This is a genomic window from Bradyrhizobium sp. 187, assembly GCF_023101005.1.
In the GTDB taxonomy this organism is placed as follows: Bacteria; Pseudomonadota; Alphaproteobacteria; order Rhizobiales; family Xanthobacteraceae; genus Bradyrhizobium; species Bradyrhizobium canariense_D.
Window position 1 is genome coordinate 1,739,719 of record NZ_CP064693.1, and the last position, 22,983, is coordinate 1,762,701.

Below are 22,983 nucleotides of genomic sequence, written 5' to 3' on the forward strand. Positions count from 1 at the left end.
CGGATGGAAATTCGAACTATCGTGCACCAGCCGCGCAGCTCTCCTATCGCGACCCGCTGGAAGCCGAGTACCGTCAGCTCATCGAGCTACGAAAGCGGGTCAGACAGGCCGAAGCCGCGGCCTCAAAACGGTTTACGATCGCGACTAGGAAAAAAGAATTCGCCGCAACGAAGATGAATCCGCTGGCAGGCATCTGCTCGATGCGCGCGGCGGAGTTCGTGGCGTGCAGCGCCAGGGTTGTAACCACCAAAGTCAGGTCGTCGAGAGGGGTCGAGATGCCTTGGTGGCGGGCTTGGGGGAGAAGCGTGCAGTCGGTGGGACTACGACCGCTTTGAATGCGCCCGCGAACCGCCTACGCGCGAATGAGGCCGCCTCAACTCCGGTTCACTTCTGCTTTTGCGTCACCAATCGCAAGGGGATGTTGTGGAGATGCGCGCGACCTCGCACAGCCGGTTCTGTCCATGCCCCAGCGCGCGAGCGATGTCGTCGGGTCGATTTCCTGCGGCGGCCATAGCGATCAGCCGCTGATGATCTTCCGGTGTCCACCTTCTCACCAGTGGGTAGCGTGACCGTTCTATCACGCCAGCGGCCCCCCAGCCTGTTGCACGCCTATGCCTGCCTATACAGTTCGCAGATTCGCGCCCAACAAGCGAGGTGGGCTGCTGGTCGGCGATCGGCCAGAATGAAAGTGCTGCTGCTGGTCGCGGAGCGAGGCGCGCCGGTGATGTTCGCCCGGATCGGGGTCGTGCGCCTGTGGAAAGCGCCCTGGAGCGCAGGGGGGCTAAAGGAGCGCCCCAGGGCCGCCCACTCCATGCCGGCGACGGCGTAAGGCCGGCATGATCGCCTACGGCGTTGCCCAAGGCACCGCCTATCGAAATGCCACTGCCTTAATCGTCATGATGGTGGTGGTGGTGATGCTCATGCGAGCTGCCCCCGCCAGACCGCGCAATGGCGTTAGACGTCAGCGATGTTGATAGCAGGAGCGTCATCGCTGGAGGCGTCACGACGGCAAACCTACCGCAGGTCTTTAAGAACTCGCGGCGGTCCTCGTCTTCTGTGGGGCTTGGCATGCTTGAGCTCCGGTCGGTGGCGTGCGGATATTAAGCCGCACGAAATTTAAAGCAATTAAACAAATTAAGTTCCTTTTATTATTTAAAGGCCGCGAGCCGGCTCAGGTTAGGTGGGTGTGTCCGCTACCAGACAGACCGGCGGTTGGTTGTATGTTGCCGCCCGACGTCAAGAACTCGCGATTGAATACAAGGCCGTTGCTAAATCATCCGCTATTTCCACCGAACGAGCAATTTTGTTGAAGAGCGTCGCAAGGACCCTCACCGGATTAGCTAATCAATTGGACCGACTTGCCTCTCTGACGAGAGACGAAGGGCGTCACGCACGAGCCGCCGATGATCGCCCTGGGGCCGAGCCGGAAGACGGCCAACGTCTTTAGGATGTTCGCGTCGGCGACGATGCAGCCGAAAGCCACGCCTTCGAGCGCGCCAAGAAGATCGTCAGGAGCGATGGTGCACATTTGGGAGACGCAAGACCTCAGACAAGAACTCGCAAGACAGCTCGGCAAAGCAGCAGATGGGGAGTGTCCACGTTGCGCTCAACATTGAACAGCCCGGGCAGTGCATCCGAAATTCAACACCTCCTATCGTTCGCCCTGCTCAGTTCCAGAATTAACTTGCAACACGAACATCAAGCTTAATTCCAGACCGTGATTGCTGCCGCGCGCTAGAGGACTAGGTTTGCGCACACGGACATTGTCCTTGTCCGCTCCACCCCAGCGAAGTCGCCGCACCATTATATTCGGTGCAGCGACTTCGACGCTGGACAGTCGCGCGAGCTTCACTTGAGAGAGCAGCCGGACCACGAAACGCTTGATCTCATCGAGATGCGTCGCCGACTTACGGCGCTCCGGTCGAAACATTCGGACAATCTTTTAATTACTTCGCTGTTGAACCGCTTTTTCGTGAAAGTCGCATTTCTTCTGAAGCCAACAGACCTGGCGCACGAGCAATATCTCAAATCCGAATTCGAACGAACGTTGATAAAGGTCAAAGAGATTGCTGCACGGACGAGATCTGACTGAAGGCCGCACCAACGCGTGGCTCTGGACCCGATTGGCCGGGTATCCGCCACTGTTCTATCGGATCAGCCAGGAGCGGTTGTCGGCTTTGGGCACCGGTGTCTGAACAACAATCTCCGCATTCGTCTTCGTCCTCCCTTAAAAAATCGGGTGCTGCTGCTATTCCCGGGGCTTGTCGGTAATCTCTCGCACAGCCAGGCTCAGCTCCAGCTCTCTGAGCTGCTCAATCAGAAGTTCTACGATCTGGTCGTAGTCAGACGCCTTTAGCGAATGCACGCCTCGCAAGGCCAGTTGGTCCTGGAGGATCATCGCCATCATGGCTTTAACGCTCATGGGCCCTCTCGTCGGGAAACAAACATCGTCATAAAAACAATCAGAAGTAGACGTCAAAGCTTGCGGATGCGCAACGTCCGTAAGAGTACGGACAACGTAAGGCGGCAAATCCCTTTGGCGCGCCGCACAAACGGGAGAATGTGTCGCGTATGCGCCTTCAGAACTAATCCGTTGGAAAAGAAGGCGCCGGGCTGCTGGGACAAGTGTAACGTTTTCGCAGGTAAGGCCAGGTAGGATGTAGCTTTACTCGCCGACAGGCCAGCCATGAGATTGCTAATGACTTCGGATTGCAATGATGAACTAGCGGCTATCGCTCGAGCAATCGCAACCAAGCAGCTTTATATCGAAGGTCAAACCACCTTGATCCAGGTGCTCGAGCGTGACGGACACGACATGCTTGAGCAAAGAAAAGCTCTTGCTAAGGAACGATCAGACCTAGCAACACAGATTGCGCGACAATTTAAGCTGCTAGAGACAAGGTGCACATCGGGCGAAGATGATCTCGTTGCGGCTATAATGAAATGATCGAACGTCGAAAGCTGGAGCGCATCGATGTGGACGAGGTCGCCTACATTTCAGGCGACGGCGCCAGCTTACGCTGCCGCGTGGTCAACATGTCGGAAGAAGGGGCAGCAGTTGAGCTTCCGTCGAAGCGGCACGTGGCCTCCACATTCAAACTAATGCTCGAGAAAGATCGCATCATCCGAAGTTGCCGCCTAGTCTGGTTGAGTGGAAATCTTATCGGGGTCTCGTTCGAGGATCTTTAGGCGGAGAAGAGTCAGTTAGCTCTGCCCTACAATGGAACTCGCGGTTCTTTTGCTGGCATGGATGGGCGATGTCAAACAATAGACCGGAAATCCGCTCGTGGTCCCCCGATGCAGCAGACGCCATGAAGAAGTGACTTCCATTTTGTGGGGACTAACACTCACCGCTTCTTGTTTGCGCTATCGAGGAACCGCGCGCCTCTGTGCAGCGGCTAATCTTCCTTTCCTAACTCTCGCATCACGACCTTGAGCACATGAGCAACGGCTCTTGCAGCGCCTTCGCCTCGTCCCTTGGCGCGCGCACCTAACGCCGGTTAAGGGATTGGTTACCGGTCACTGTCAGCATTTACATACAGTCGCATTATGCGGCAGCGCATTCTGAGAACAGTCTATTCGACACGCCCGGTTGGCGGTCTCTTTCAGGAGACGCCCCAATGCTTAAGGGCTTCACGGTCTTCGTTGTTGCGCTGATCAGTACAGCGCAAGTGGATCAATACCTGACCCACGGTCGGTACACCGACGCGGCCATGGCTATGCTGCGGCAGATCGGTCGCGCGTTTGGATTTTAAATAGTTCTTTTGCGACGGAGGCCCGTGATGGACGGCATCTCATGGGGCGATCTCGAAAGGGATGAACAACGCGCAATCGCGATATTGGGAGCCGGTCTTTCCATTAAACTGTGCAGCCCCCTTGCTCTCCTGGCGTCAGGTCGGCTTGGGCTGCTGCACACAATTTGCGAAGAGATGCCGTTTTGAAGTGTGTAAGCGGTTCGGCGCCGGTCGATCACGACAGGGGGTGGGATGCCAAACGCAATCGAGCTGATTGTGGACGGTTACGTTCGCTTGAACAATCGGAGGGCTCTGGATGATCTCCGCATGCAGCGTCGGAAACTGGCCGTGGACCTAAAGGCACGTACAGGTTTTGATTTCCGGACGACCGTCCAGCAGATCGAGGAGGATATCGCCGTGATCGAGGCTGGGCTAGCGCGGTTGGATGGCGCGGCGGCGAGCTAAGCTGCCAAAGCAGTTCGCGGCTCAAGCCGCCCGATTAGCTTCTTTCTCGGTCCCGCGCATAATGATCTTGAGCACATCATCCGGCAACGGGCCATTGCAGCGCCTTCGCCTACTCTCATGTCGGCGTGGCATCCAGCCACCTGCTACAGGTCACATCGTCTCGACGCATTTTACTGGCGCTTAGTAAGGCAATAGTTCGGACGCTTTTGTCGCGGCCAGGCTGTGGAAATTCTTGCAATGACCTATGGCTGTACGGGTGACATGGCGCTCAGCCGAAGGTGTGTAAGACCACAGCATAGTGGTTGCAACAATGAGGAAGGCAACGGCGGCGATTGCAGATGAGATCAGACGCTTCATGGGAAACCTCCGGTTTCCGATTGAAGGTTCGTCCGACAGTTCGATTAAAGGTTCAATGGAAAAAGCCAAAATCTCGGGCCGCTCATGGAGTTCCATTTGAGGCGTCAGGGCGGCCCGCCCGTGCTAGGCGGCATGCCCACCCGCAATCGTGAGGATCTCGCACCCTGCACCCTCCGAAAAGCCCGTTCCGAATGGTTCGGAAACACCGCGGCATCGGTGCGAAGTTGCCGACATAGCGGTTGACGACGCGGAACAGCGCGATAATGGCGGCTTGGTTGCTGGTGATCAAACGCGCAAACGAGAACACCCGCTCGCCACCTACTCGACGTCGATCATTCGCTCCTTGGTGATCCGCAGGCTGCGGACGTAATAGCCTTGTGCCTGAACGGCTGACTTGATTTCGTCGCTGACCTTGAGAACTCGTTTCCTGCTCCTCCGCCACTTATGTGCAGAGTAAAGCACGGGCACGGGAGAGCCTGAACTTAGAACGAGCAGGAAGCGCCTGTCATTGCGATAGACATCATACATTTCGCCCCCGCGATCATGTTGAAGTAAGCATGTCTGGTCGTCTCATGGACGAGCTTAGTATCGCGAATGGCTGCGCGGGTTGTAAATCTGCAACGTCCGGGATTTCTTCAGCAACGTTCCAGATTGGGAACGAACTTGGTGCAGCTCGGCCGTGGGTATGGATCAAGCCCTTGCGAGCGGTCGGGTAAAGAGGTGATCGAATTCCGCCACAACTGCGTGAGCAAATGCGCGGATGCTCGAAATGCCCCGCTGCGATCACTGCGAAGAAGAGTTCGCGCCAGAAGAGCTGATAGTTCTTGCGCCACCGGCCGGGGATGGCGAGTTGATCTGCGGTCGGTGCATCGAAGTCAAGCTCCGTCGGGCCGTCGCGAAGCTACCGCGCGGTGATAACTGATGCTCCAGCGCATCAGGATCATCTCGATCCCACAGCTTCCGCGTAGGCGGTTCACGAGCGCGGGCGCAATCCAGCCTCCTCGGTAGCATCAAGCTTAACGAGTGACATTCGTTGCCAACTTGCCGAGACGGAATATCGTCGCGTCGATCGGACATTTTTGTTCCCGAACCACCAGTTAGCGGGGGTTGCCTGAAAACGGGTTGGATTTCCATGATTCGATATTCGTCGTATGGATTCGAACTATCGTGCACCAGCCGCGCAGTTCTCCTATCGCGCCCGCTGGAAGCCGAGTACCGTCAGCTCATCGAGTTACGAGAGCGGGTCAGAAAGGCCGAAGCCGCGGCCTCAAAGCGGTTTACGATCGCGACAAGGAAAAGAATTCGCCGCAACGAAGATGAATCCGCTGGCAGGCATCTGCTCGATGCGCGCGGCGGAGTTCGTGGCGTGCAGCGCCAGGGTTGTAACCACCAAAGGAAGGTCGTCGAGAGTGGTCGAGATGCCTTGGTGGCGGGCTTGGGGGAGAAGCGTGCAGTCGGGGGGACTACGACCGCTTTGAATGGGCCCGCGAACCGCGAGGGCCAGCTCCGTCGGATTGCCGGGCGATGCGCCGCCGTCCGTCGTTCCCGAAGATCCTCGACAGATTAGAGCCTGTGCGCTGTCGCCGAAAATCCGCCCTCCGGTTTTCATCTTGTGGCCTTGCTTTGGTCAAACCGGCGTTGGGGAGTGTGGACCTGCCCGATTTAATGCTCGGCTTCGGTCCGGGTGACATTGGGTGCGATGGGGAACGCCGATGCATTCGCCGATTAAACCGATATATCCCGGCTCACAAATTCATAGTCCCGCGCTCTCACCGGAAGACGTCGAGCTTGTTGCGCGCGCGGATGAACGGCTCGTCCACGCCTATGATCAGATCGCACGTGCAGATGAACAGCTGGCGCGTGTCAACGAACAGCTTTCCAAGTTAGATCAGGATGGCACGCGCCATCCTTCTCAGCCGAAGAATTCCGCGAAATGGTTTCGACCACCTGACCGCGGGGCGAGCTCATCGCGCGGAAGGCCGGCACTGCGCGGCCTGATCGGTCTGCTGTTGGCAAGCGGCATCTGTTTAGCTGCTCTTGCAGCGCAGTCATCCGACGGCGATGCGGTCAGAGCAATGATGTATCGGTGGTCCGCGCGTGCCGTTTCACCTTCGTTGCCGCAAGAAAGAGCCGAGATCTCCTCGGCTCTGCCTACCACTCAGACGAGTGCAACCTATGTGGCACTTCAGCAACCGGGGCCGTTGACTACACCGCACGATGCGATCCAGGCTGCCGCCGGCCCCAGTTCGCCGGAGCTGGTGCTCCAGGGATTGGCGGGCGACCTTACGAACCCGCCGCAAGCGATCGAGCAGCTCAAGGCCAGCCAAGATCAAATCGTTCGCGACCTTGGCCAGCTCTCCGACCAGCTTACGGCGGTCCAGGCACAAATGGTGCGAGACAGAGCGGATGCCGGCGAACAGCTCAGAATGGTCCAAGAACGATTGGCCGGCATCACCACCAACGCTTCCGAGCAGATCCTACGCCCCAAGACGCCGGTGCCGTTGCCCAGGCCAATTGCCGCCACGATCCGCAAACCTGTGCCAACCGTTCCGCGGGCGCAAGACAAGGGGCGGCCACACGCGCCGCTGCAGACCGACCAGGCCGTGCAGGACTAGGGATTAACTGTTTCCAACGCGTCTGATCGCTGCGAGACCTCGATGCGGAGGGCAGAGGGCGCTGTTGCTTGCTCTGCAGCTGTCGCTATCTCGCGGCTTCCTGCCCATAGTTCACTCGCAACCGGGAGGGAGATCATCGTCCCAATGTGGGGGATGGCGACCGGCGCCTTTTGGCGCTCTCCTTCCCTGTTCGATTTGGGGCGGGAGCGCGACTGGCGTTCTCATCACCGGAGCTCTCCGCGGACGCTCAGATGGCACGCTCCTTGCCAATCGGTCGCACCAGTGATTTTCGTTGCGAGGAGACGTGTAGCAATGGGACCAAAAATTCGAATCTTCAAACGCCCTAAGCCCAATCTGGCACATGTTGCCCGCAATCTGATGCAACTACTCGACGCGCTCGAGGATCTTGAGGAGCTGAGAGAGAAGGTCCGGCTAGCAGAAGCAACCCGAGTGTTACATTAAAGCGGCCACCTCCGTCAGAGCTGCTGACTAATCTGCAATGGCACCTTGAATCGGCAATAGTAGCTCGCGCGGTTTTGCGCTTTGCGTGCGACCAATCGAGGGCGCGCGTGCGGTCCAGCACTATGCGGCAGAACCCGCCATGGCGCAGAGGAACCGCGCCGGGGGATCATGGTTAACGGTCTGGCAAGGAGATCGTCCAATGCCCCATGCCACCCCTTTGGTGCTCGCCGCCATCGTCGCCAGCTCAGCTCTGCTGGTCCTCGCGCCAGGAGGCGCCGCAAATGCTGGGTCGGCGGGTGCGGGCACGGGGACAAGCGCGAGCAGCGCCAGCGCTGGTCCGTCGGCGCCTGCCGGAATGGGGACGAATGCGGGTAGCGCCGGCGCTGGTCCCTCTGCGCCTGCCGGAATGGGGACGAAAGACAGCGCCACCGGCGCAAATCCGAGCACCAACAATCAATTGAACAATCCGAACGTTGAACCCGCCACGCCGACAAAGTCGCGGACGGCCGCACAGGCCGCAAGAAATGCCGGGGTTGGCCACGCGCAAAATGGCCTGCCGATCGGGGCCATTGGGACGGGTACGAGCAACGAGGACCAGTTGATCATCGGCTCATTACCCACCCGAAACGCATCAGCCCCGGCAGCACAGGCCAAAGGAAACATCAATGTTGGTCACGCAACAAATGGTCTCCCGGTCGGAACGTTTGGAAAGGGCCCCAGTCTTTCGGACCAGGTGAGCCGGCCGCGCGCCGCGCGAGCTGGCGATAAAGTGCTGGACGCCAAAGCACAGGTCGAGCGACGAACGACCGTTTCGCCCAAACGCGTTCCCGGCATCACAAAGCAGGGTTTGTAGCTGCGAGCGAAGCGGCGAGCAGACTTGCTATGGCTTCGCGCCCATGAGTCCACGCCCTAACAATCGGTTAACGAAGAACCCATAGCGTGTTCCGCCGTTGACCTGCATCCCGTCACCGCATGACGAGGTGGGTCTAGGACGGGGCCAATACCATGGCGGACCTAAGGGAAAAATTGGACAAACTCCGTGCCGATGCCGCGGATTTGGTCCTTATGAGCAGGCGATCGAGCGACCCGCAAAAGCGCGCACTTTTCGAACGCTTGGCAGATGAGCTCGCCATAGAGGCTCTCGAACTCGAGCAGGTGGTGAAGCTGCAAAGCCGGCGCTCCGGTCACAGCGACATGGGCAAAGTCGTGCCCCTCCAGGTGCGTCTAGATCGTCGCTGACCTAATCCGCTTCCTTTTGTGGGCGTCGATACCAACAAACCCCATGCGGCGGCGGCCCGATGTAGGTCAGGCCCGAGCTAGCTGCTCGAATGGCGCGAAAAAGCAGATAGATAGCTCGCCGCCAAAAAGCACCCCTGGCTCGCTCAACTAGGAGATCGGCGGCTTGCAATCCTTTCCGATGTCACCCGATTAAATATTGAACAATAAAAAATGAAATTAACTGATTAAATGCTAGACGAGATTTAAATTTTGATTAGGATGCGAATGCTTGGCGCCGGACGCACGCGTCAAGGACCTCCTGGAAGCGGCCCCATCATCGTGCCCCCTGCTCACGCCGTCCAATGGATGTAGGGGCCGCTTCTTTGGCAAATTGGGGAGGCGAATCATGCAGTTCCTGTCATTAGGTGATTGGTTTTTCATCTCCGCAGCAACGGGTACGCTCCTACTGGTCGAGGTCGGAGTTTTGATCATTGTGGGCGTGATCTGAGCCGGGCGTTTTCCCTCCATTCAATTTCAGCGCTCCCAGCGCGCGGACTGCACTTTATGCCCTCCATCGAGTCTACCCACTTCAGCACGGAGCTTTCGGAGCAACGCTCCCATGGTCGCGGGCGTGCGCCTGCTGCCTGCCTCTCTTCCACTCCTACGGAGGGTGCGAGTGGGCGGAGAACCATCAAGGTCATGCCCGAGGTCGCGAATGACAACGCGGGCACCTGGCCTCTGCTACCGTTTCCGGATGGTTGGTACGCCACCTGTTGATCTGTGATGCGGCTCGGTCCTGCGGTTGCTCAGCACGTAGTAGGCGGGCGCATTTTGAAAGCTTTCGATTGCCGACCATCCGCCGGTTCTCGCTGGCGTGCCTTTGTGCTAAAGTAATTTCGCAGTCTGTCCGGATCGCAATCCTGGTCATCCCGCCGGCTCCCAGGTCGTCGGGCTTTTCATTTCAGCGAAAGGCGCCCGTTGCATCCGGTAGAAGCATCTTGACGCCAGTTAATGCAAACGTTGTACTGGGCCACATTTACCGCTTTAGCGGCCTCGCAGTTTTTGTGTATGATTATTGTAGACGGATCGGCCTTGTCTTGGCGTTCGACGCGCAGGCGATACCTCTTCCAGAGTCAGCGCTTTGCCCTAAGATCTTCGATCTGGTGGCGTGTCAATAGAATGCGACAGCGATACGTTTTTCTTTACGCCAGACGACTGAACAGCGACGTAGGCCACCGTCCGGCATGACAGTCAGCGCGAATTCGTCGGGAATCTTTTCATCTCCTGCAACATCAAGGGCGGCACCGTATTCAGAGATGCTGCGGATCAAGCAAGCTGCTTTTGATCGGCCGAAGCTGATTGAGCCGGACTTTAGGATGCGTGTCGAATGCGAACTGTTCTGCGCCATAGTCTTCCTCCGAGTGAAGGGTTCGTCCCCCACAGCGCAAATCGATTGTCGCGGGCACCTACTGCGAGCATCTGGGAAGCCAATCAAATCTCGGCGTCCATTTAATTAAATCGAAATGCGATTTAACCGATCGTTATACCAAAAGCGCAATTAAATCAAATTAAATCGTTGCAGAAGGTGTATGCCGAATTTCTGCAAAATGGTTGGACCAGCGCAAGCGGCCTGAGATCGCTCATACAGCCATATCTCGATCCCGCAGGGCCCTCGTCAGTCTCTGCGGCCGCCGACAGGACCGGACCGGGTCGATGGCGGTTGCTGAGACCGCGCTACTTCGGGCGACTACCGCGATACGAAGGGAATTGAGAACCCGCCGGCACTCAGGCCCGCAGTATCGCAACGCATGGGCATAGACAGCCCGCCGGCTACCGGAGCTGGCGGGTTTTTCGCTTCTAGTGTGATGCAACCAACGCTGCCAAGCTGAATGCGACAACGCACGCAGCGGCCAAGGACCAAAGGGCTATCGCGATCTGTTTGGGCATGGTGGTGGCCTCCTAACGGACAGCCGCCTAGTCCTTACTGCCGGACGAGCTTAGAGCGCATACCGATCAGCATTGTGTAGGCAAGCCTGCGGCGCGGCAATCAGGATGGAAGTGCAGCGTCAATCAGGATGAGAGAGCTTCGCCGGGCTCGTGACGCAGGGAGGGCGTAGCCCGACCGGAGTTACGAGCCCGGCGACGGCGCGATCCGAGCGGACCGCGCCGTCTGGTGATCGCGGCTGGCCGGTGATGGATGGTTCTTCTCGCCAAAGAGGAATCACCCGTTGCCAGGCTGCCATGTCACCGATCACCAGATGAGGCTCTACATGAAGTTCCGTCAAACCAATTCGCCGCCAGAGGCGGCCGCGAAGGCGTCGTTCAGTTCGTCGACCGCTTATCGGCTCGAGAAGGATCTGCGCCTTCCGTCGCAAAAGAAGACACCGCGGCAAAGGCGGCGGCCGGATCCCTTGGCCAACGTCTTCGGCCTGGAGGTCGTGCCGATGCTGAAGGCGGCTCCCGGCGTGCGGCCCGTGGCCATCTTCGAGGAGATGCTCCGACGCCATCCTGAGCTGGGGGCTGGAATCCGCCGCACGCTCGAGCGCCGGATCCGCGCCTGGCGGGCGATCCACGGCGAGGAGCAGGAGGTCATCTTCCGCCAGACCCACGAAGTGGGCCAGGTCGGCCTGTCCGACTTCACCGATATGGGCGAGCGGTCGCCATCGCTGGCGTGCCGCTCGATCATCGCCTGTATCACTTCCGGTTGGCCTATTGCGGGTTTGAACACGCCCATGTCGTGCTCGGTGGCGAGAGCTTCGTCGCATTGGCCGAAGGGCTGCAGAATGCCCTGTGGTCGCTCGGTGGGGCACCGCGGGAGCATCGGACCGACAGCCTGTCGGCCGCCTTCTGCAATCTCGATCGCAATGCGAGGGACGATCTGACCAGGCGGTACGAGGACCTCTGCGCCCACTACGGCATGCGGCCTTCCCGCAACAATCGCGGCATCGCCCACGAGAACGGGGCGATCGAAAGCTCGCATGGCCATCTCAAGCGCACGATCGCCGATGCGCTGCTGTTGCGCGGCACTGCCGACTTCGATGATCTCGCCGCCTATCGCGGCTTCATCGACGAGATCGTCAGCCGCCGTAATGCCCGCAACTCCAAGCGGATCGACCACGAGCGCGCCACCCTGCAGGCGTTGCCAGATCGCCGCACCTCGGACTACGAGGAGGTGATTGTCCGCGTGACGTCAAGCGGCGGCTTCACCTTGCGCAAGGTGTTCTACACCGTGCCGTCGCGTTTGATCGGGCACCAACTGCGGGTGCGCCTTTACGACGATCGTCTCGACGTGTTCGTCGGCGGCACCCATCTCGTCACCCTGCCGCGTGGGCGGCCGCATTCCAACGGCAAGCACGACCAGGTCGTCGATTATCGGCACGTGATCCATTCCTTGCGGCGCAAGCCAATGGCGCTGCTCAATCTCGTCTACCGTGATCGGCTGTTCCCGCGCGATGCCTATCGCCGAACCTTCGATTGCTTGCGCGAACGGCTGCCGGACAGGAAAGCCTGCCGGATCATGGTCGATCTGCTCGCACTGGCCCATGAGCGCGGCTGCGAGGCCGAACTCGCCGATCAGCTCGCGACCGAGCTTGATGCCGGCCGACTGCCCGACCTCAACCGGCTGCGCACTTACTTCTCTCCCGATCCGGCCTGCGTGCCGCACGTCGTGGTGCAGCTCGCACCGCTCGCCACCTATGAGTGCCTCATCGGTGCCGGCGAGATCGGAGGTGCCGCATGAGCACGGCCAACACCATTGACACCGCGCGCCTCAATCTATTGCTCAACGAGTTGCGGCTGCCAGCCATCAAGGTGCTGTGGCCGCAATTTGCCGAGCAGTCCGACAAGGAAGGCTGGCCGGCGGCCCGCTTCCTCGCCACCATTGCCGAGCACGAGATCGCCGAACGCGGCCGCCGCCGCGTCGAGCGCCATCTCGTCGAGGCGCGGCTGCCCGCTGGAAAGACCTTCGACAACTTCGACTTCGAGGCTGTGCCGATGATCTCCAAGGCACAGGTGACCGCGCTCGCCGCCGGCGATGGTTGGCTCGGCAAGGGCGCCAATCTGCTGCTGTTCGGCCCGCCCGGCGGCGGCAAGAGTCACTTGGCGGCAGCCATCGGCCTGGCCCTTATCGAGAACGGATGGCGCGTCCTCTTCACCCGCACCACCGATCTCGTCCAGAAGCTCCAGGTGGCGCGGCGCGAGCTCAATCTCGAGGCCGCCATTAACCGCCTCGACCGCTTCGACCTCCTGATCTGCGATGATCTTGCCTACGTCACCAAGGACCAGGCCGAGACCAGCGTGCTGTTCGAGCTCATCAGCGCTCGCTACGAGCGGCGTTCCATGCTGATCACCGCCAATCAGCCCTTTGGAGAGTGGAACAGGGTCTTCCCGGATCCTGCTATGACGCTCGCCGCCATCGATCGCCTCGTTCACCACGCCACCATCGTCGAGATGAACGTCGAAAGCTATCGCAGGCGCACCGCGCTCGAGCGGAAGCGTGGTCCAGGGCGACCATCCTCGCACGCGACACCAAAAACACTCGCTGATTGACGCTCCGCGACAATCAGAGCGAACAAAACTCTTGCGCGCGACAATCATCGCGGCAATCATCACCTCGCCGCGACACCGACTCGCCATCCTGATTGTCGCGCGCTTCCCATCCAGATTGTCGCGCTATACAAGCCGGCGCCAAATCAGGTTCATCAGGACTAGCATGTGGCATCCCCGTAGCTGATGCGATCAGCTTCGACCTGCTATGTTTCAAGAAGATTTCGCCGGTGTGCGAAATGGCTTCGTGCCGAGGGTAAGCGGGCAGCCCGCCGGACGCTGGCCGGCCGCTACTAGCGCTTTAGAAGCCCGTGGGCAGCCAATGTTTCCGCCACCGCCTTGGCGAGAACGTTGCACTATTGATAGTCCCCGGCATCGCCAGCGGCTGATCCATCGAGTTCTGGACATGTGCCACCATCGAAGAACCACTTAGTGGTCCCGACAGCAGCTATCACCCGACATTTCGGACACTGCACCTGCATTCCCTAGATATGCCTCACGGAGCGATGATTCTGTAGCAGGGACATTGTCGGATCGGCGACCGCCTCATCGTGGCGGCCCCATGCTGGCGGGGTTTCTCTTTGTCTTGTCCGATGGCAGATCGGTGTGCGGCCAGGATCGGGAGTGATTCCTAAAATCGTCCGGCGAGTGCATCTGCTCGTGTTGAACTCCTGGTCACTCCGCTCAACCTCGAAGCGGGAAGCCAACCAGCCTCAATCGTCTGGCTCCCGGTCGAGAGGATACTTTCTGGCCAGCCGATCAAGTGGTTCGTGTGCTTCGGCATAGGCAAGTTCGTGGAAGGCGAGGACCTGCTCAGCCGATCGGCTCCGGTATACTTCGAGGTTGTCCCGCCAAATCTCAGCGGTAGGGCCGCGGAGGCCTCGAATCCATACGAGCAAGACCGGTCTCACAGCTCGCGCTCCATGGCGGGATGGCCGCAATTCTTGACTTTGACCCAGTGCTTCTGCCGGCCGCCCTACGAGGCTGGCTTTTTTGCAGGCGAAGGCTGCGGCGATTCACGGCGACGGGCGGCCCTTCAGCTTTGTAGTAGCTGCGGCACGAGCGGCCCCCCTTAGCGCTGCCGCGATGGTTTTCGACCGCGTACTCAAAGGAAGTCTTCCCTTCGGCGCCTTGCGCCCAGATGATTTAGACACTTTGGTCACAAGCCTGAGATCGCTGCCGCAGCTGGCGCATTCGTAGATCTTCAGCTCATAACCTTTGGTCGTGGGGAAAAAGGCCTTGAGTACTCGGGGCTGACTACAAGCTGTGCATCCGGCTTCGCTGTTCACGATGGTCCTCGGGAAAGCAATTTGGTCGCAATAAACGCATTTAAAGCTGAGTCTCCGTTCAGGCGCAACTTGGAGCATCATATGTGTTCATTCGCGCAGCGGCTCCTCCGCAGGCCGCGGAGAGACGGCCCCGGCTTGGGCGCCTGGGGGATAATGCCGGGGCCACTCCGCTAGCTCGAAGGAGACAGTAGCGCGACGGCAAACCGGGTAATCATGGCGCGGTTCCTAATGTCCTGCCCGGCAGCCAGTAGCCGCACGTAGGTCCCGCTCTCATGCAGCTCTAGCCAACCTGTTTTCCACAAGCATCCGAACCTGCTCTTCCTGCTTTCCAACACTTCTCTGTAGGCTGATAACGCTCCCCCTGTTTCACCAACCAGCCGCCTTCGATCATCTTCTCTGCCAAAGCCTTCGAGCATGCCGGCAGGTTGCCGGGGTAATACAGGCCGTCTCTGCGATCGACTCTAAAGCCGTAGATGCGCGCCAGACGAAGGGGCTTTCAGCATGCCGGGAATGAGAACTACGCTCGTGCTCGTCATCGCTCTCCAAATGGCGGCACCACCCAAACGTTCCTGAAGCCATTCGGCAAAATCTGGGTCAAATCATCTATTCCTGGCGGTGCAGAAGGCCGTCAAGCTACTGCGCGTCGTGGGTATGGAGGAGTCAGCGAAAAAGCCCCAGCTTCACAAAGGATAGTGAGCTGGGGCAAGTTCACCTTCTGACCCGGGATCACGAACCCGGGCTACCGGGAAAACTTGGCAATGTAGCTGACGTTCCTATGGCCACCGCGCGTCGTGGGTGTGGAAAGCAGATCGTCCGGCGTCCTTTGATCCATCTCAATGCTCAGCAGTGGTTGTCGACGAGCCTTCGGCCATGAGCCCCTCGGACGAGCCAGGCCCGAATAGAGAGGCGCCGGACCCAGGCCTTCGCGCATGGAGGAAGCTCGACGCATCATCGAGGAATATGCGGACAACCTGCGCGAGATCATCAGGAAGCTACGCGCCTCCATTGACTCGCGCGCGACTTGACGGCACCGCGGCAGCCGGAGTTCGATCGGCGGCATAGGGCAGCATCAGCACGACATCGACGAGCTCGCGCGCATGGAGCGCATCTGCGACAGCCCGGATTGATGCTTACGACCCTACTGTCTCTCCGGAAGCAAAGGCGATCCCGATCCGCTTGGCCGAGCGCCACACCGTTCGGCACGGCCGGTGCAATTCCGCCGTCGGGATGCTCAGCATGAACTCGTGCGGTATACCAATTTGACTTGGTACATCCAAGTTGGCCCCGCCGTCAGACAGGTCACGGACGACGCAGCTGAAGGCGCCCCCAGGAAATTCGATCATCGCGGCTTTCAAGACGCGCCGCCGGCGTACGTTGCGTTTTTCCATGACCGCGAGACTACGAGCCACAGATGAGAAATTGTTGAAACTTGTCGCGGAAAGTCTCGCTCGAATCCTCGGGAGCAATTAGGGGTGCGTTAATCAATCAGGCGCGGGTCGCAGCGACGGTAACTGTCGGGCAGATGCTTCTCCTCGAACCACGCTTCCGCGGGATCGACCGTGGAGAAGACCTTGATGTGGTCGATAGTTCTGACTTGGCTTGTCCTGGCTGACAGCCGTATAGGCAGGCCATTGCTATCGACCACCGCATGGATTTTGCTCGTCAAGCCGCCGCGTACCTTCCCATCGATTGGCGCTCATTCCTTGTGATGCAGGCTCCATGCTGATGCCCACGGACAATCGAGTTGTCGATCATTTGGACAGCGGCATCGTGGGCAACGGCAAGTGCGTCTATGATGCAGCCCCAGACACCAGCCCGCCGCCAGCGAACAAAAGCGGTTGTAGCAAGTCGTGTAAGGACCGAATGCCGCCGGAAGATCACGCCATGGCGCCCCGGATCGAAGAACCCAGTAGATGCCATTGAGGACGCGGCGGTCATTCACCCGTGGCACGCCGCGCGACTTGTTTGGTAGCATCGGCCTGATGACGGTCCATTCGTCGTCCGAGAGTTCGTAGCGCATGATTCGAGCTCCAGTTCGGGAGTTTGAATCACGGCAATCCGGCCAAACGCAACGCTCATGGGCAGACACTGGTACGCGCCTTTTGGACAGGAACGGGCATCAACCATCCCGCACTCTGTGCCAAAACTGTCGAAAATGACCCAAAGCAGTCGTTGCTGGAAATCAACAGGATTGAATGCTCCACCAACAGGGCGGCAATGCCGGGGCAGCCGGGACATCGTCAGAGTGCGATTGTTTCCTCGACTACATGTTTCAGCGCCGTCCCCTCAGCCGACAGGGTCATTCGCAGTTTGAGCTGGCCACCTTTCACCGCCCCGCTGCGCACTAGGTTTTCGACTTCGCGCTGCGATGTAACTCCAACATGCTTCAGAAATTTACGGATAGCCATATTGAAGCGATCTTCATCGAACTCGGCGGTCATGGCTGTTCTCCCTGGTCGGTCAGGCGATGTCTAACACGAGGCGAGCAAAGACCCAACATCGAGGCCCAACTCGCGTCACCCCCGACTTCCTCCTCAACCTGATTGCCTACAACGTCGGCCCGGAGCTGAAGACTACACCCGAGGCGGCGCAAGGTCGGCCGTTTGAGGTGGACCGGCCACGGCTGGAGCTGTCGCCGACCGCCGCTTGTGACCCATGGCGGAAGTCAGTGACCGGTCAAAAAGATATTCCTTCGAAGGCCGCTGAAGTCATCTTCCATTTGTTCGGTTTTGGCGATTACACTGTTGCACTCGTATGGTACCCAATTTTTTTGATTTCATGACCTTGTCAGACGTCACCCGCCGCAGATTGATCGGCAGTCTCGCGGCCGGAGTAAGCGCGGTCTCGGTAACTTCATCAAGCATCAGCAGCGCACGTGCTCAATCCGCGCAAAAGACGTTTGTTCTTATTGGCGGAGCCTTTTACGGAGCTTGGTGTTGGCGTCACCGAGAGGCTCGAAAAGCAGGGCCACAAAGTCTATGCGCTTACGCTTACGGGATTGGCAGAACGCTCGCATCTCCTCAGCAGAGACATAAATCTCGACACGCACATCACGGACATCGCAAATCTCGTCGAATGGGAAGACCTCACAGACATTTGCCTCGTTGCTGGGCTGCCATAACTAAATTGTAGCCGAGCGATCCGTCTCGCTCGGCTTGCGAGTAGCCAGTGTACGAACGACTTCCACACATGGCCCGTCACCGACCTCAGTTAGAGCGCTGCGAGGGCCGCTTCCGGGAGATGAGCCGACCCGATCATGCAAGCTGCCGAGGGCTGCCTTTGACCCAAGCCGAACAAGTCAACGCGGGCGCTTTTTTCGGCCAGAGATCTCTGATGCTTCGTGGCTGCGAGCCTACGGCACGTTCGTCGCCACGGTGTGTGGCTAGAAAACAAAACGCCGCTGTCGCCGCAATCGGCGACGCATCGCCGAGACACCTGTGACTTTTGAACGTTTGCCGACTTCGTTCCTCGGCTTGCTCAACCCGGCTGCGAGGGTTCTGAAGCTCTGTCAGTTGAGATCTTAGAAACCAAACGCGTTCGTGCAGAACTGTCATGCGGTTGTGCCCCTGACCAGGCCTACTCATCAGCGCGCCTTACTATGACTATTTAAAAACCGCCATTGTCAGGCCGGAGGACGTAAAATCACTCAGTTCAATTAATAGTAGCTCAGGTTCGCTGAAAGTGCTGTGAAATACCTCATTATCGTGGAAAAGACGTGTCCTGAGCGGTTTCATTTGCTTGTGAGGTGGGTACCAACGTCGGCGGATTAACCGCGCGATCCGGTTTAATTTTAATGAGACAAAACACTGCTTGTTAGCCTAGGCGGTGCAGATCAACGTGCAGATATTGCCGTTTTCCGGGCTCGGCGGGATCGGAAAACTGACTCTGTAGAGGTGCAATCGCGATCGCTGCGATGGCTCGATTGGAAGTTACCTCTTCATTGGAGAATCTCGCCATGGTCGAACGTCGAGCAATGGAGCGGATACCGATCAACCGGGCGGCGCGGCTGTCGTTTGGTGGATGAGTGGGACCCATCCGTGCGTGGTGCGCGACATCAGCGCCCTGGGAACCTGCATCTCCACGCCGTACTACATATTCGCCAGCGAATTTGCGTTATCGTTCGACGAACATTCCGAAACTTTCACCTGCCGCCTCATGTGGAGGAAGGAGACACTTTGCGGGGTGTGCTTCCTCCTGCGCCGCAGCTCGCCGAAATTGGCGAATGACGTGGTGCGGCTTGACCACCAATGATGTGCTGCCGACTCTGAGCATCCTTGAGCTCATGTGTCGACATAACTCCTCGCGTGCGCTGAGAGGCGATCGGGCGGCCGTTTTGGGCGACAAAGTCGAGCCCCTCCACAAGGTCCGCTGATTGAGGGATGGCAGACCAGATCAACTCACGTTCAGTTCTTCGCGTTTTGACCCGAAGCGGTCATGTTGCGATTTTGGGAGGAAGCATCTCAACGTTCGCATCACGCTGCAAATCGTGTCACCGCGTGAAGTTCGCAGCTTGATCGCCTCCCGGAAGAGAAGACGTGGAGGCTGGCCGTTGGCAGCCTTCTCCGAATTTTGCCTGCTCGCCTCTCTGGCCAACAAGTTTCCTCAAGTCTTCAAATCAATCGTGGCTGCCTGGGTTTGATCCTGATTGAGTTCAGCAGCGTTGCGGCGGCGATCATCAGCAGGATGCCGGCGAGGCTGAGCGCGATCTGCATCGCAAGACCATTCGAGATGTCGGCCAGCGCTATTTGGCTGGCGAGCGCCAGCAGAACACCGAGACAATAGATTGCCAGCGAATTCTCCCCAGAGCGGATCGCTGCGCGCATCAGCGGCATCGGCAGTCCTTGCCAATCGCGGGGTACGAGCCATACCGCCAAAATCGCAAGCGCTAAAAAATGCAGCAACCGCAAGGGAGCGAGATCCGATTTGTCGACTTGGTAAACCACATTGGCGAGCGCTTGTGGGACCAGATCTTCCAGGGTCGTGAGCCACCAACTCAATGCGACGATCAGGCTAAAAGTCAGATAGAGAACTGCAAGTACAAGCGCGATGCGACAGGTCATCCAGGGCCAGACTCCCTTGCCCGCAATGACACACCAGGCGCCGAGCACAACCAGCAGCTGCCAAGCCAGCGGGTTGAAGAACCACACGTTGTTGGGCCAGGCCGGGACGGTCCAGCCGAAGACGTGTACCAGCGCATAAAGCAAGAGCGACGCGCCGAGTGTCACGTTCGGCACTCGCAACAGCAACCACAATAGTGGTGCAAACAAAAGATGATAAACCACGAAAATCGGCAAGACGTCGGTATTGACCGGACGGTATTGCAGGATCGCCGCATGCGCGAGCGCCGCACCCGGATGTTCCAGCAAAAGGCGCGTGTTGCTCTCGTCGGCGATCCGGCCACCGCCGGTTAGGTAGACCATGATGGCGCAAGCTATAGTGAGCAATAGAAATGCAGCATAAATGTCCCAGCTTCGCCACAGCGTACGGGCGATGACGCCGGGCCAGCCATCGCGCGAATGTGCGCTGCCGTAAGCCAGTGCGCAGGTCACACCCGAGACGAACATGAATACTTCCGCGCTATCACTGAAGCCGTAGTTCCGCAGCGTCAGCCAGCTTCCGATGTTGTTGGGGAAATGATTCAAAAAGATGCACCAGAGCGCGAGGCCGCGGCAAGCATCGATGCGTAGGTCGCGGCCTAGCCCTTTCGGCTCCGGCCGCGGGCCCGCCAATGGCATCGCAGGCGCCGCGAGCAACTCGGGTTCGGGCTGCGGATGCAGTCCGCGCAACGCGTTTCGCTCGATCTCCGCCAGCATCCGGCGACTGTCAATGTTCAGCGCAGTCCGATGCTTGTCGAGATGGGCCGGCGCGTCACTAACGGGATACGATCGCATCGGCTCCCGCGCATCGGACAGATCGATCGAACTGATCGCCACCATCTCGACGAAAGAGCTGCGCGGCGGCGGCGCAGGCACCATCATCATGGTGGCGACGGACCGAAAGGACGGAAATGATAATCCTTCCATTCCTTCCATTAATTCTTCGTCGGTAATCACTTCATAGGAGCCAGCCGGTAGTATCCGCTCGAAGCTTGTGATCCGAAATGGGTGCTCGAACTCCACCGTTTCACGTCGTGATCGGGTAATCGTCATGATCATCCTCGCATGTTGGCGAGGACGCGCCGGGACAGCGGATAACAGCTGGCATAAAGAGGCGATCTCGCGGGTGCTGAACGCTCAATGACGGGGCTATTCAGCACCTCGGGCGAAAGCGATTCCACTGCAAACCGAAACCGGAAACTCCGCCTCAGAGCCATGCGCGTCCGGATTAATTGTTATCGAATATTCGCTGCCGTCCCGGCAGCCAATGCGCCAAGCATCGACCCCAGATTCGGTGCCGCCTTGATACATGGTCCGAACAACAGCTCCACAGGCCTGCTTTCTATTCTTCAAAACGGACGTCCAGAAAGCGAGATGCTTAGCCTGATCCAGTGCAAGTATCCTCATCGACCTTTTGTTAGCGGCGTGGGCCGTTCTGAAAGGCTCGGCAGCTACGACCTCGGGTGGCATGGCTGTTGTTGCAGTGGCAGCCGCCCTTCTAAAATGCAGATCGGCATCCAGAACAAACCATAGGACGGTGAAGCTCGCGACAGCCACCAGAGAGAGAATAGGCGATCGCTTCATCATGTCTCTCCCTCCCAGAGATCGAGACATTGCGGCCATCGCGGCGTCGCGAGGCCCGAGAAACCTAACGAAATATGGTACGTCGTGAACGGCGCTGATCGCTGCAACCGCCCAGGAACTGAGCCCTACCCTTCGATGAGCAGTGGCACAGCGGGGAGTGCAGCAGCGGCAGCGGGTTCAAGCAGCGGCACTGACCTGTCGCGAAAAGATGTCAAGCTGGCTGACTGATACGTTTAAAGCCGCGTCAGCTCGGCTCGAACCTTGCGTGTCACTGCGTGCCGAGCGGCGAGCCTGGCAGCGCACTAGATGTCCGATTCGGGCACACGTTTACCTAGTCGACTGGAAGAGCATGATCTGATCAACGGCAAACACAACTCACGATTTATGAACGCGCGGAGGTTTCACACAACCGCTGAGGCATAGAAGGGCAACGGCGCGCGAGACGGACTCAGATCGCATGACGCGCAGCGCGAGATAAATGTCTCTTCCTGGCCCCATAGCCGACCTGTGGGGAGCAGGCCGGTCGAGGACCGCTTGTGACCCCAATTCAGACATCGGCCTCCCTCTCCCTCTCCCTCTCCCTCTCCCTCTCCCTCTCTCTCTCTCTCTCTCTCTCTCTCTCTTCATGTTGCAGTAGTCTTGAATTGAGACGCCCCGACCAATTGTCGCGGCGCTCGTCGATTTCATATCGTCCGCCAACTAGCCCTTAGACGTTTGTCTCGCGTCGGTTGGCGCAGCGACATATCTAGAGTTCGGCGCAACCAGGAAGTCACGTCAGAGGGCAAACCGACCCGATCGGTGCGCCGTCGCGTGCGCCATTCCCAACTACAATCGTTTTTTTTTGCGAAGAAACGCACCTTAAGCCTTTAGGTCGGTGATCCGCATAATCGCGACCACGTTCCCATCATTGAACGCCTGCTCCTTTGTGTCCTTGTTGCAGGTCCAGACAAAATTCTTCTTGCCGGTAAAGGTCTTTTCGTCCTGCTCAAGCCGAAGCTCTCCTTCGGTGATATGGCAGACCATGGCATTCATCATCGGGGGCCCCATGGTCTTCGATCCCGGCTGCATGATGATGTCGCGCATTGAGACGGTCTTAAAACCCGGGATCAGCGATGGTGTCTCGCTATCATACTCACGCACCACCACACCTGGCCACGGAGTTGTGTCCTTGTAGCCCGTCGTTTGAGCGGCGGCGGGCTTTATCATGGCCGCCGAAGCCGCTGCCAACCCGAATGTCAATGCAGACCTTCGATCGATCTTGCTCATCGCTTTTCTCCCTGGGTTACTGCAACAAGCCGCCGCAAAAGCTGCGCGCGTGTGGAATGTGAAATCGTGGTGTGAAACCGAAAAGGGGGCGGTCTCTTAGGGTAGCGCACCTGCCGATAGCGCTAGTACTGCTCGTTCGTCCCGAACGGTGACTTCGGCACATCCCGCTTCAAGGGCAACCACATTCTACGAGAACGGACGCGCCCTAGAAATGGGTGTTTCGCCCAAGAGGCATAATGCCTCAGTTTGCTTAGGCCTGAAGTTCGGACCCGGCGTCAGCAACTTCACACTGCGACCAACTGAATACGCAAGTCAGTGTCACTGACTGGTCCTGTGGCTGGTCGCAGTAAGT

At 58.6% G+C, this 22,983-nt stretch carries 20 protein-coding genes and 2 pseudogenes; 9 read left to right on the forward strand and 13 right to left on the reverse strand.

All coding sequences use genetic code 11. The features are described 5' to 3' along the window. Positions 1–73: 73 nt before the first annotated feature. The 4 genes from IVB19_RS08370 to IVB19_RS08385 form a co-directional block, all read right to left on the reverse strand. Entirely contained in the window at positions 74–250 is a 177-nt protein-coding gene (locus IVB19_RS08370; RefSeq protein ID WP_247821290.1) for a hypothetical protein, read from the reverse strand. Between the two features lie 1,086 nt (positions 251–1,336). Beyond that, positions 1,337–1,528, reverse strand: a complete 192-nt coding sequence (locus tag IVB19_RS08375; RefSeq protein WP_247402629.1) for a hypothetical protein — start codon at positions 1,526–1,528, stop codon at positions 1,337–1,339. Positions 1,529–1,651: 123 nt separating this feature from the next. Next, positions 1,652–1,930 carry a hypothetical protein gene (locus tag IVB19_RS08380; protein WP_247821291.1) on the reverse strand — a complete coding sequence of 93 codons (279 nt, stop codon included), beginning with the start codon at positions 1,928–1,930 and terminating at the stop codon, positions 1,652–1,654. A 318-nt stretch (positions 1,931–2,248) separates the two neighbouring features. After that, positions 2,249–2,422, reverse strand: coding sequence for a hypothetical protein (locus IVB19_RS08385; RefSeq protein ID WP_166517574.1), 174 nt, complete (start codon positions 2,420–2,422; stop codon positions 2,249–2,251). Between the two features lie 521 nt (positions 2,423–2,943). On the opposite strand from IVB19_RS08385, the gene IVB19_RS08390 reads away from it, so the two are divergent. The 3 genes from IVB19_RS08390 (at position 2,944) to IVB19_RS08395 (ending at position 4,199) form a co-directional block, all read left to right on the forward strand. Further along, complete coding sequence (locus IVB19_RS08390; protein ID WP_018459961.1) at positions 2,944–3,189, forward strand: PilZ domain-containing protein; 246 nt, start codon at positions 2,944–2,946, stop codon at positions 3,187–3,189. Positions 3,190–3,620: 431 nt separating this feature from the next. Continuing rightward, the gene (locus IVB19_RS40210; RefSeq protein ID WP_007595432.1) at positions 3,621–3,755 is read left to right on the forward strand and encodes a hypothetical protein; all 135 of its coding nucleotides are present in this window, start codon (positions 3,621–3,623) and stop codon (positions 3,753–3,755) included. Positions 3,756–3,986: 231 nt separating this feature from the next. Continuing rightward, the gene (locus IVB19_RS08395) at positions 3,987–4,199 is read left to right on the forward strand and encodes a hypothetical protein (RefSeq protein ID WP_085351526.1); all 213 of its coding nucleotides are present in this window, start codon (positions 3,987–3,989) and stop codon (positions 4,197–4,199) included. Between the two features lie 180 nt (positions 4,200–4,379). Here IVB19_RS08395 and IVB19_RS08400 read toward each other — a convergent pair whose 3' ends face one another. After that, a complete protein-coding gene (locus IVB19_RS08400; protein WP_247547148.1) occupies positions 4,380–4,556 on the reverse strand; it encodes a hypothetical protein in 177 nt (58 codons plus the stop codon). A 318-nt stretch (positions 4,557–4,874) separates the two neighbouring features. Beyond that, on the reverse strand, positions 4,875–5,084 hold the full coding sequence (locus IVB19_RS08410; RefSeq protein ID WP_247821292.1) for a hypothetical protein: 210 nt from the start codon (positions 5,082–5,084) through the stop codon (positions 4,875–4,877). Between the two features lie 1,184 nt (positions 5,085–6,268). Here IVB19_RS08410 and IVB19_RS08415 point away from each other — a divergent pair. The 3 genes from IVB19_RS08415 to IVB19_RS08425 all read left to right on the forward strand — a co-directional run bounded on the left by IVB19_RS08415 (position 6,269) and on the right by IVB19_RS08425 (position 8,872). Next, on the forward strand, positions 6,269–7,171 hold the full coding sequence (locus IVB19_RS08415) for a hypothetical protein (RefSeq protein WP_247821293.1): 903 nt from the start codon (positions 6,269–6,271) through the stop codon (positions 7,169–7,171). Between the two features lie 868 nt (positions 7,172–8,039). Continuing rightward, a complete protein-coding gene (locus IVB19_RS08420) occupies positions 8,040–8,486 on the forward strand; it encodes a hypothetical protein (RefSeq protein WP_247821294.1) in 447 nt (148 codons plus the stop codon). A gap of 152 nt (positions 8,487–8,638) precedes the next feature. Continuing rightward, complete coding sequence (locus tag IVB19_RS08425) at positions 8,639–8,872, forward strand: hypothetical protein (RefSeq protein WP_247475248.1); 234 nt, start codon at positions 8,639–8,641, stop codon at positions 8,870–8,872. A 1,150-nt stretch (positions 8,873–10,022) separates the two neighbouring features. Here the strand turns inward: IVB19_RS08425 and IVB19_RS08430 are convergent. Next, on the reverse strand, positions 10,023–10,259 hold the full coding sequence (locus IVB19_RS08430; protein ID WP_247475249.1) for a PilZ domain-containing protein: 237 nt from the start codon (positions 10,257–10,259) through the stop codon (positions 10,023–10,025). A gap of 820 nt (positions 10,260–11,079) precedes the next feature. Here IVB19_RS08430 and istA point away from each other — a divergent pair. Together istA and istB are read left to right on the forward strand one after the other, a co-directional pair. Continuing rightward, positions 11,080–12,590: pseudogene (gene istA, locus IVB19_RS08435) on the forward strand (IS21 family transposase). Beyond that, positions 12,587–13,399, forward strand: coding sequence for an IS21-like element ISBj11 family helper ATPase IstB (gene istB, locus IVB19_RS08440; RefSeq protein WP_247300139.1), 813 nt, complete (start codon positions 12,587–12,589; stop codon positions 13,397–13,399). Before istA ends, istB begins: the two are co-directional and overlap by 4 nt. A gap of 2,416 nt (positions 13,400–15,815) precedes the next feature. Here istB and IVB19_RS08445 read toward each other — a convergent pair. The 3 genes and pseudogenes from IVB19_RS08445 to IVB19_RS08455 all read right to left on the reverse strand — a co-directional run bounded on the left by IVB19_RS08445 (position 15,816) and on the right by IVB19_RS08455 (position 17,126). Continuing rightward, positions 15,816–16,073 (reverse strand): PilZ domain-containing protein, encoded by a 258-nt coding sequence (locus IVB19_RS08445; RefSeq protein ID WP_085383468.1) that lies wholly within the window; start codon positions 16,071–16,073, stop codon positions 15,816–15,818. A gap of 194 nt (positions 16,074–16,267) precedes the next feature. Next, a pseudogene (locus IVB19_RS08450) lies at positions 16,268–16,705 on the reverse strand (IS5 family transposase); the annotation flags it as partial. A gap of 220 nt (positions 16,706–16,925) precedes the next feature. Then, on the reverse strand, positions 16,926–17,126 hold the full coding sequence (locus tag IVB19_RS08455; RefSeq protein ID WP_247475250.1) for a DUF6494 family protein: 201 nt from the start codon (positions 17,124–17,126) through the stop codon (positions 16,926–16,928). 26 nt (positions 17,127–17,152) lie between these two features. Here IVB19_RS08455 and IVB19_RS08460 point away from each other — a divergent pair, with 26 nt between their 5' ends. After that, positions 17,153–17,467, forward strand: a complete 315-nt coding sequence (locus IVB19_RS08460; protein WP_247821295.1) for a hypothetical protein — start codon at positions 17,153–17,155, stop codon at positions 17,465–17,467. Between the two features lie 1,828 nt (positions 17,468–19,295). Here IVB19_RS08460 and IVB19_RS08465 read toward each other — a convergent pair. The 3 genes from IVB19_RS08465 to IVB19_RS08475 all read right to left on the reverse strand — a co-directional run bounded on the left by IVB19_RS08465 (position 19,296) and on the right by IVB19_RS08475 (position 22,631). Beyond that, positions 19,296–20,834, reverse strand: a complete 1,539-nt coding sequence (locus IVB19_RS08465) for an OpgC domain-containing protein (RefSeq protein ID WP_247821296.1) — start codon at positions 20,832–20,834, stop codon at positions 19,296–19,298. 96 nt (positions 20,835–20,930) lie between these two features. Beyond that, positions 20,931–21,368, reverse strand: a complete 438-nt coding sequence (locus tag IVB19_RS08470; protein WP_085349975.1) for a hypothetical protein — start codon at positions 21,366–21,368, stop codon at positions 20,931–20,933. A gap of 855 nt (positions 21,369–22,223) precedes the next feature. Then, positions 22,224–22,631: a hypothetical protein gene (locus IVB19_RS08475; protein WP_085357631.1), complete on the reverse strand. Its 408-nt coding sequence runs from the start codon at positions 22,629–22,631 to the stop codon at positions 22,224–22,226. Positions 22,632–22,983: the final 352 nt, after the last annotated feature.

Coding starts and splice junctions, on each gene's coding strand:
- IVB19_RS08375 (WP_247402629.1), bottom strand. CDS start 1,528: ATGTGCACCATCGCTCCTGACGATCTTCTTGGCGCGCTCGAAGGCGTG.
- IVB19_RS08380 (WP_247821291.1), bottom strand. CDS start 1,930: ATGTTTCGACCGGAGCGCCGTAAGTCGGCGACGCATCTCGATGAGATC.
- IVB19_RS08385 (WP_166517574.1), bottom strand. CDS start 2,422: ATGAGCGTTAAAGCCATGATGGCGATGATCCTCCAGGACCAACTGGCC.
- IVB19_RS08390 (WP_018459961.1), top strand. CDS start 2,944: ATGATCGAACGTCGAAAGCTGGAGCGCATCGATGTGGACGAGGTCGCC.
- IVB19_RS40210 (WP_007595432.1), top strand. CDS start 3,621: ATGCTTAAGGGCTTCACGGTCTTCGTTGTTGCGCTGATCAGTACAGCG.
- IVB19_RS08395 (WP_085351526.1), top strand. CDS start 3,987: ATGCCAAACGCAATCGAGCTGATTGTGGACGGTTACGTTCGCTTGAAC.
- IVB19_RS08400 (WP_247547148.1), bottom strand. CDS start 4,556: ATGAAGCGTCTGATCTCATCTGCAATCGCCGCCGTTGCCTTCCTCATT.
- IVB19_RS08410 (WP_247821292.1), bottom strand. CDS start 5,084: ATGTATGATGTCTATCGCAATGACAGGCGCTTCCTGCTCGTTCTAAGT.
- IVB19_RS08415 (WP_247821293.1), top strand. CDS start 6,269: ATGCATTCGCCGATTAAACCGATATATCCCGGCTCACAAATTCATAGT.
- IVB19_RS08420 (WP_247821294.1), top strand. CDS start 8,040: ATGGGGACGAAAGACAGCGCCACCGGCGCAAATCCGAGCACCAACAAT.
- IVB19_RS08425 (WP_247475248.1), top strand. CDS start 8,639: ATGGCGGACCTAAGGGAAAAATTGGACAAACTCCGTGCCGATGCCGCG.
- IVB19_RS08430 (WP_247475249.1), bottom strand. CDS start 10,259: ATGGCGCAGAACAGTTCGCATTCGACACGCATCCTAAAGTCCGGCTCA.
- istB (WP_247300139.1), top strand. CDS start 12,587: ATGAGCACGGCCAACACCATTGACACCGCGCGCCTCAATCTATTGCTC.
- IVB19_RS08445 (WP_085383468.1), bottom strand. CDS start 16,073: ATGGAAAAACGCAACGTACGCCGGCGGCGCGTCTTGAAAGCCGCGATG.
- IVB19_RS08455 (WP_247475250.1), bottom strand. CDS start 17,126: ATGACCGCCGAGTTCGATGAAGATCGCTTCAATATGGCTATCCGTAAA.
- IVB19_RS08460 (WP_247821295.1), top strand. CDS start 17,153: ATGTCTAACACGAGGCGAGCAAAGACCCAACATCGAGGCCCAACTCGC.
- IVB19_RS08465 (WP_247821296.1), bottom strand. CDS start 20,834: ATGACGATTACCCGATCACGACGTGAAACGGTGGAGTTCGAGCACCCA.
- IVB19_RS08470 (WP_085349975.1), bottom strand. CDS start 21,368: ATGATGAAGCGATCGCCTATTCTCTCTCTGGTGGCTGTCGCGAGCTTC.
- IVB19_RS08475 (WP_085357631.1), bottom strand. CDS start 22,631: ATGAGCAAGATCGATCGAAGGTCTGCATTGACATTCGGGTTGGCAGCG.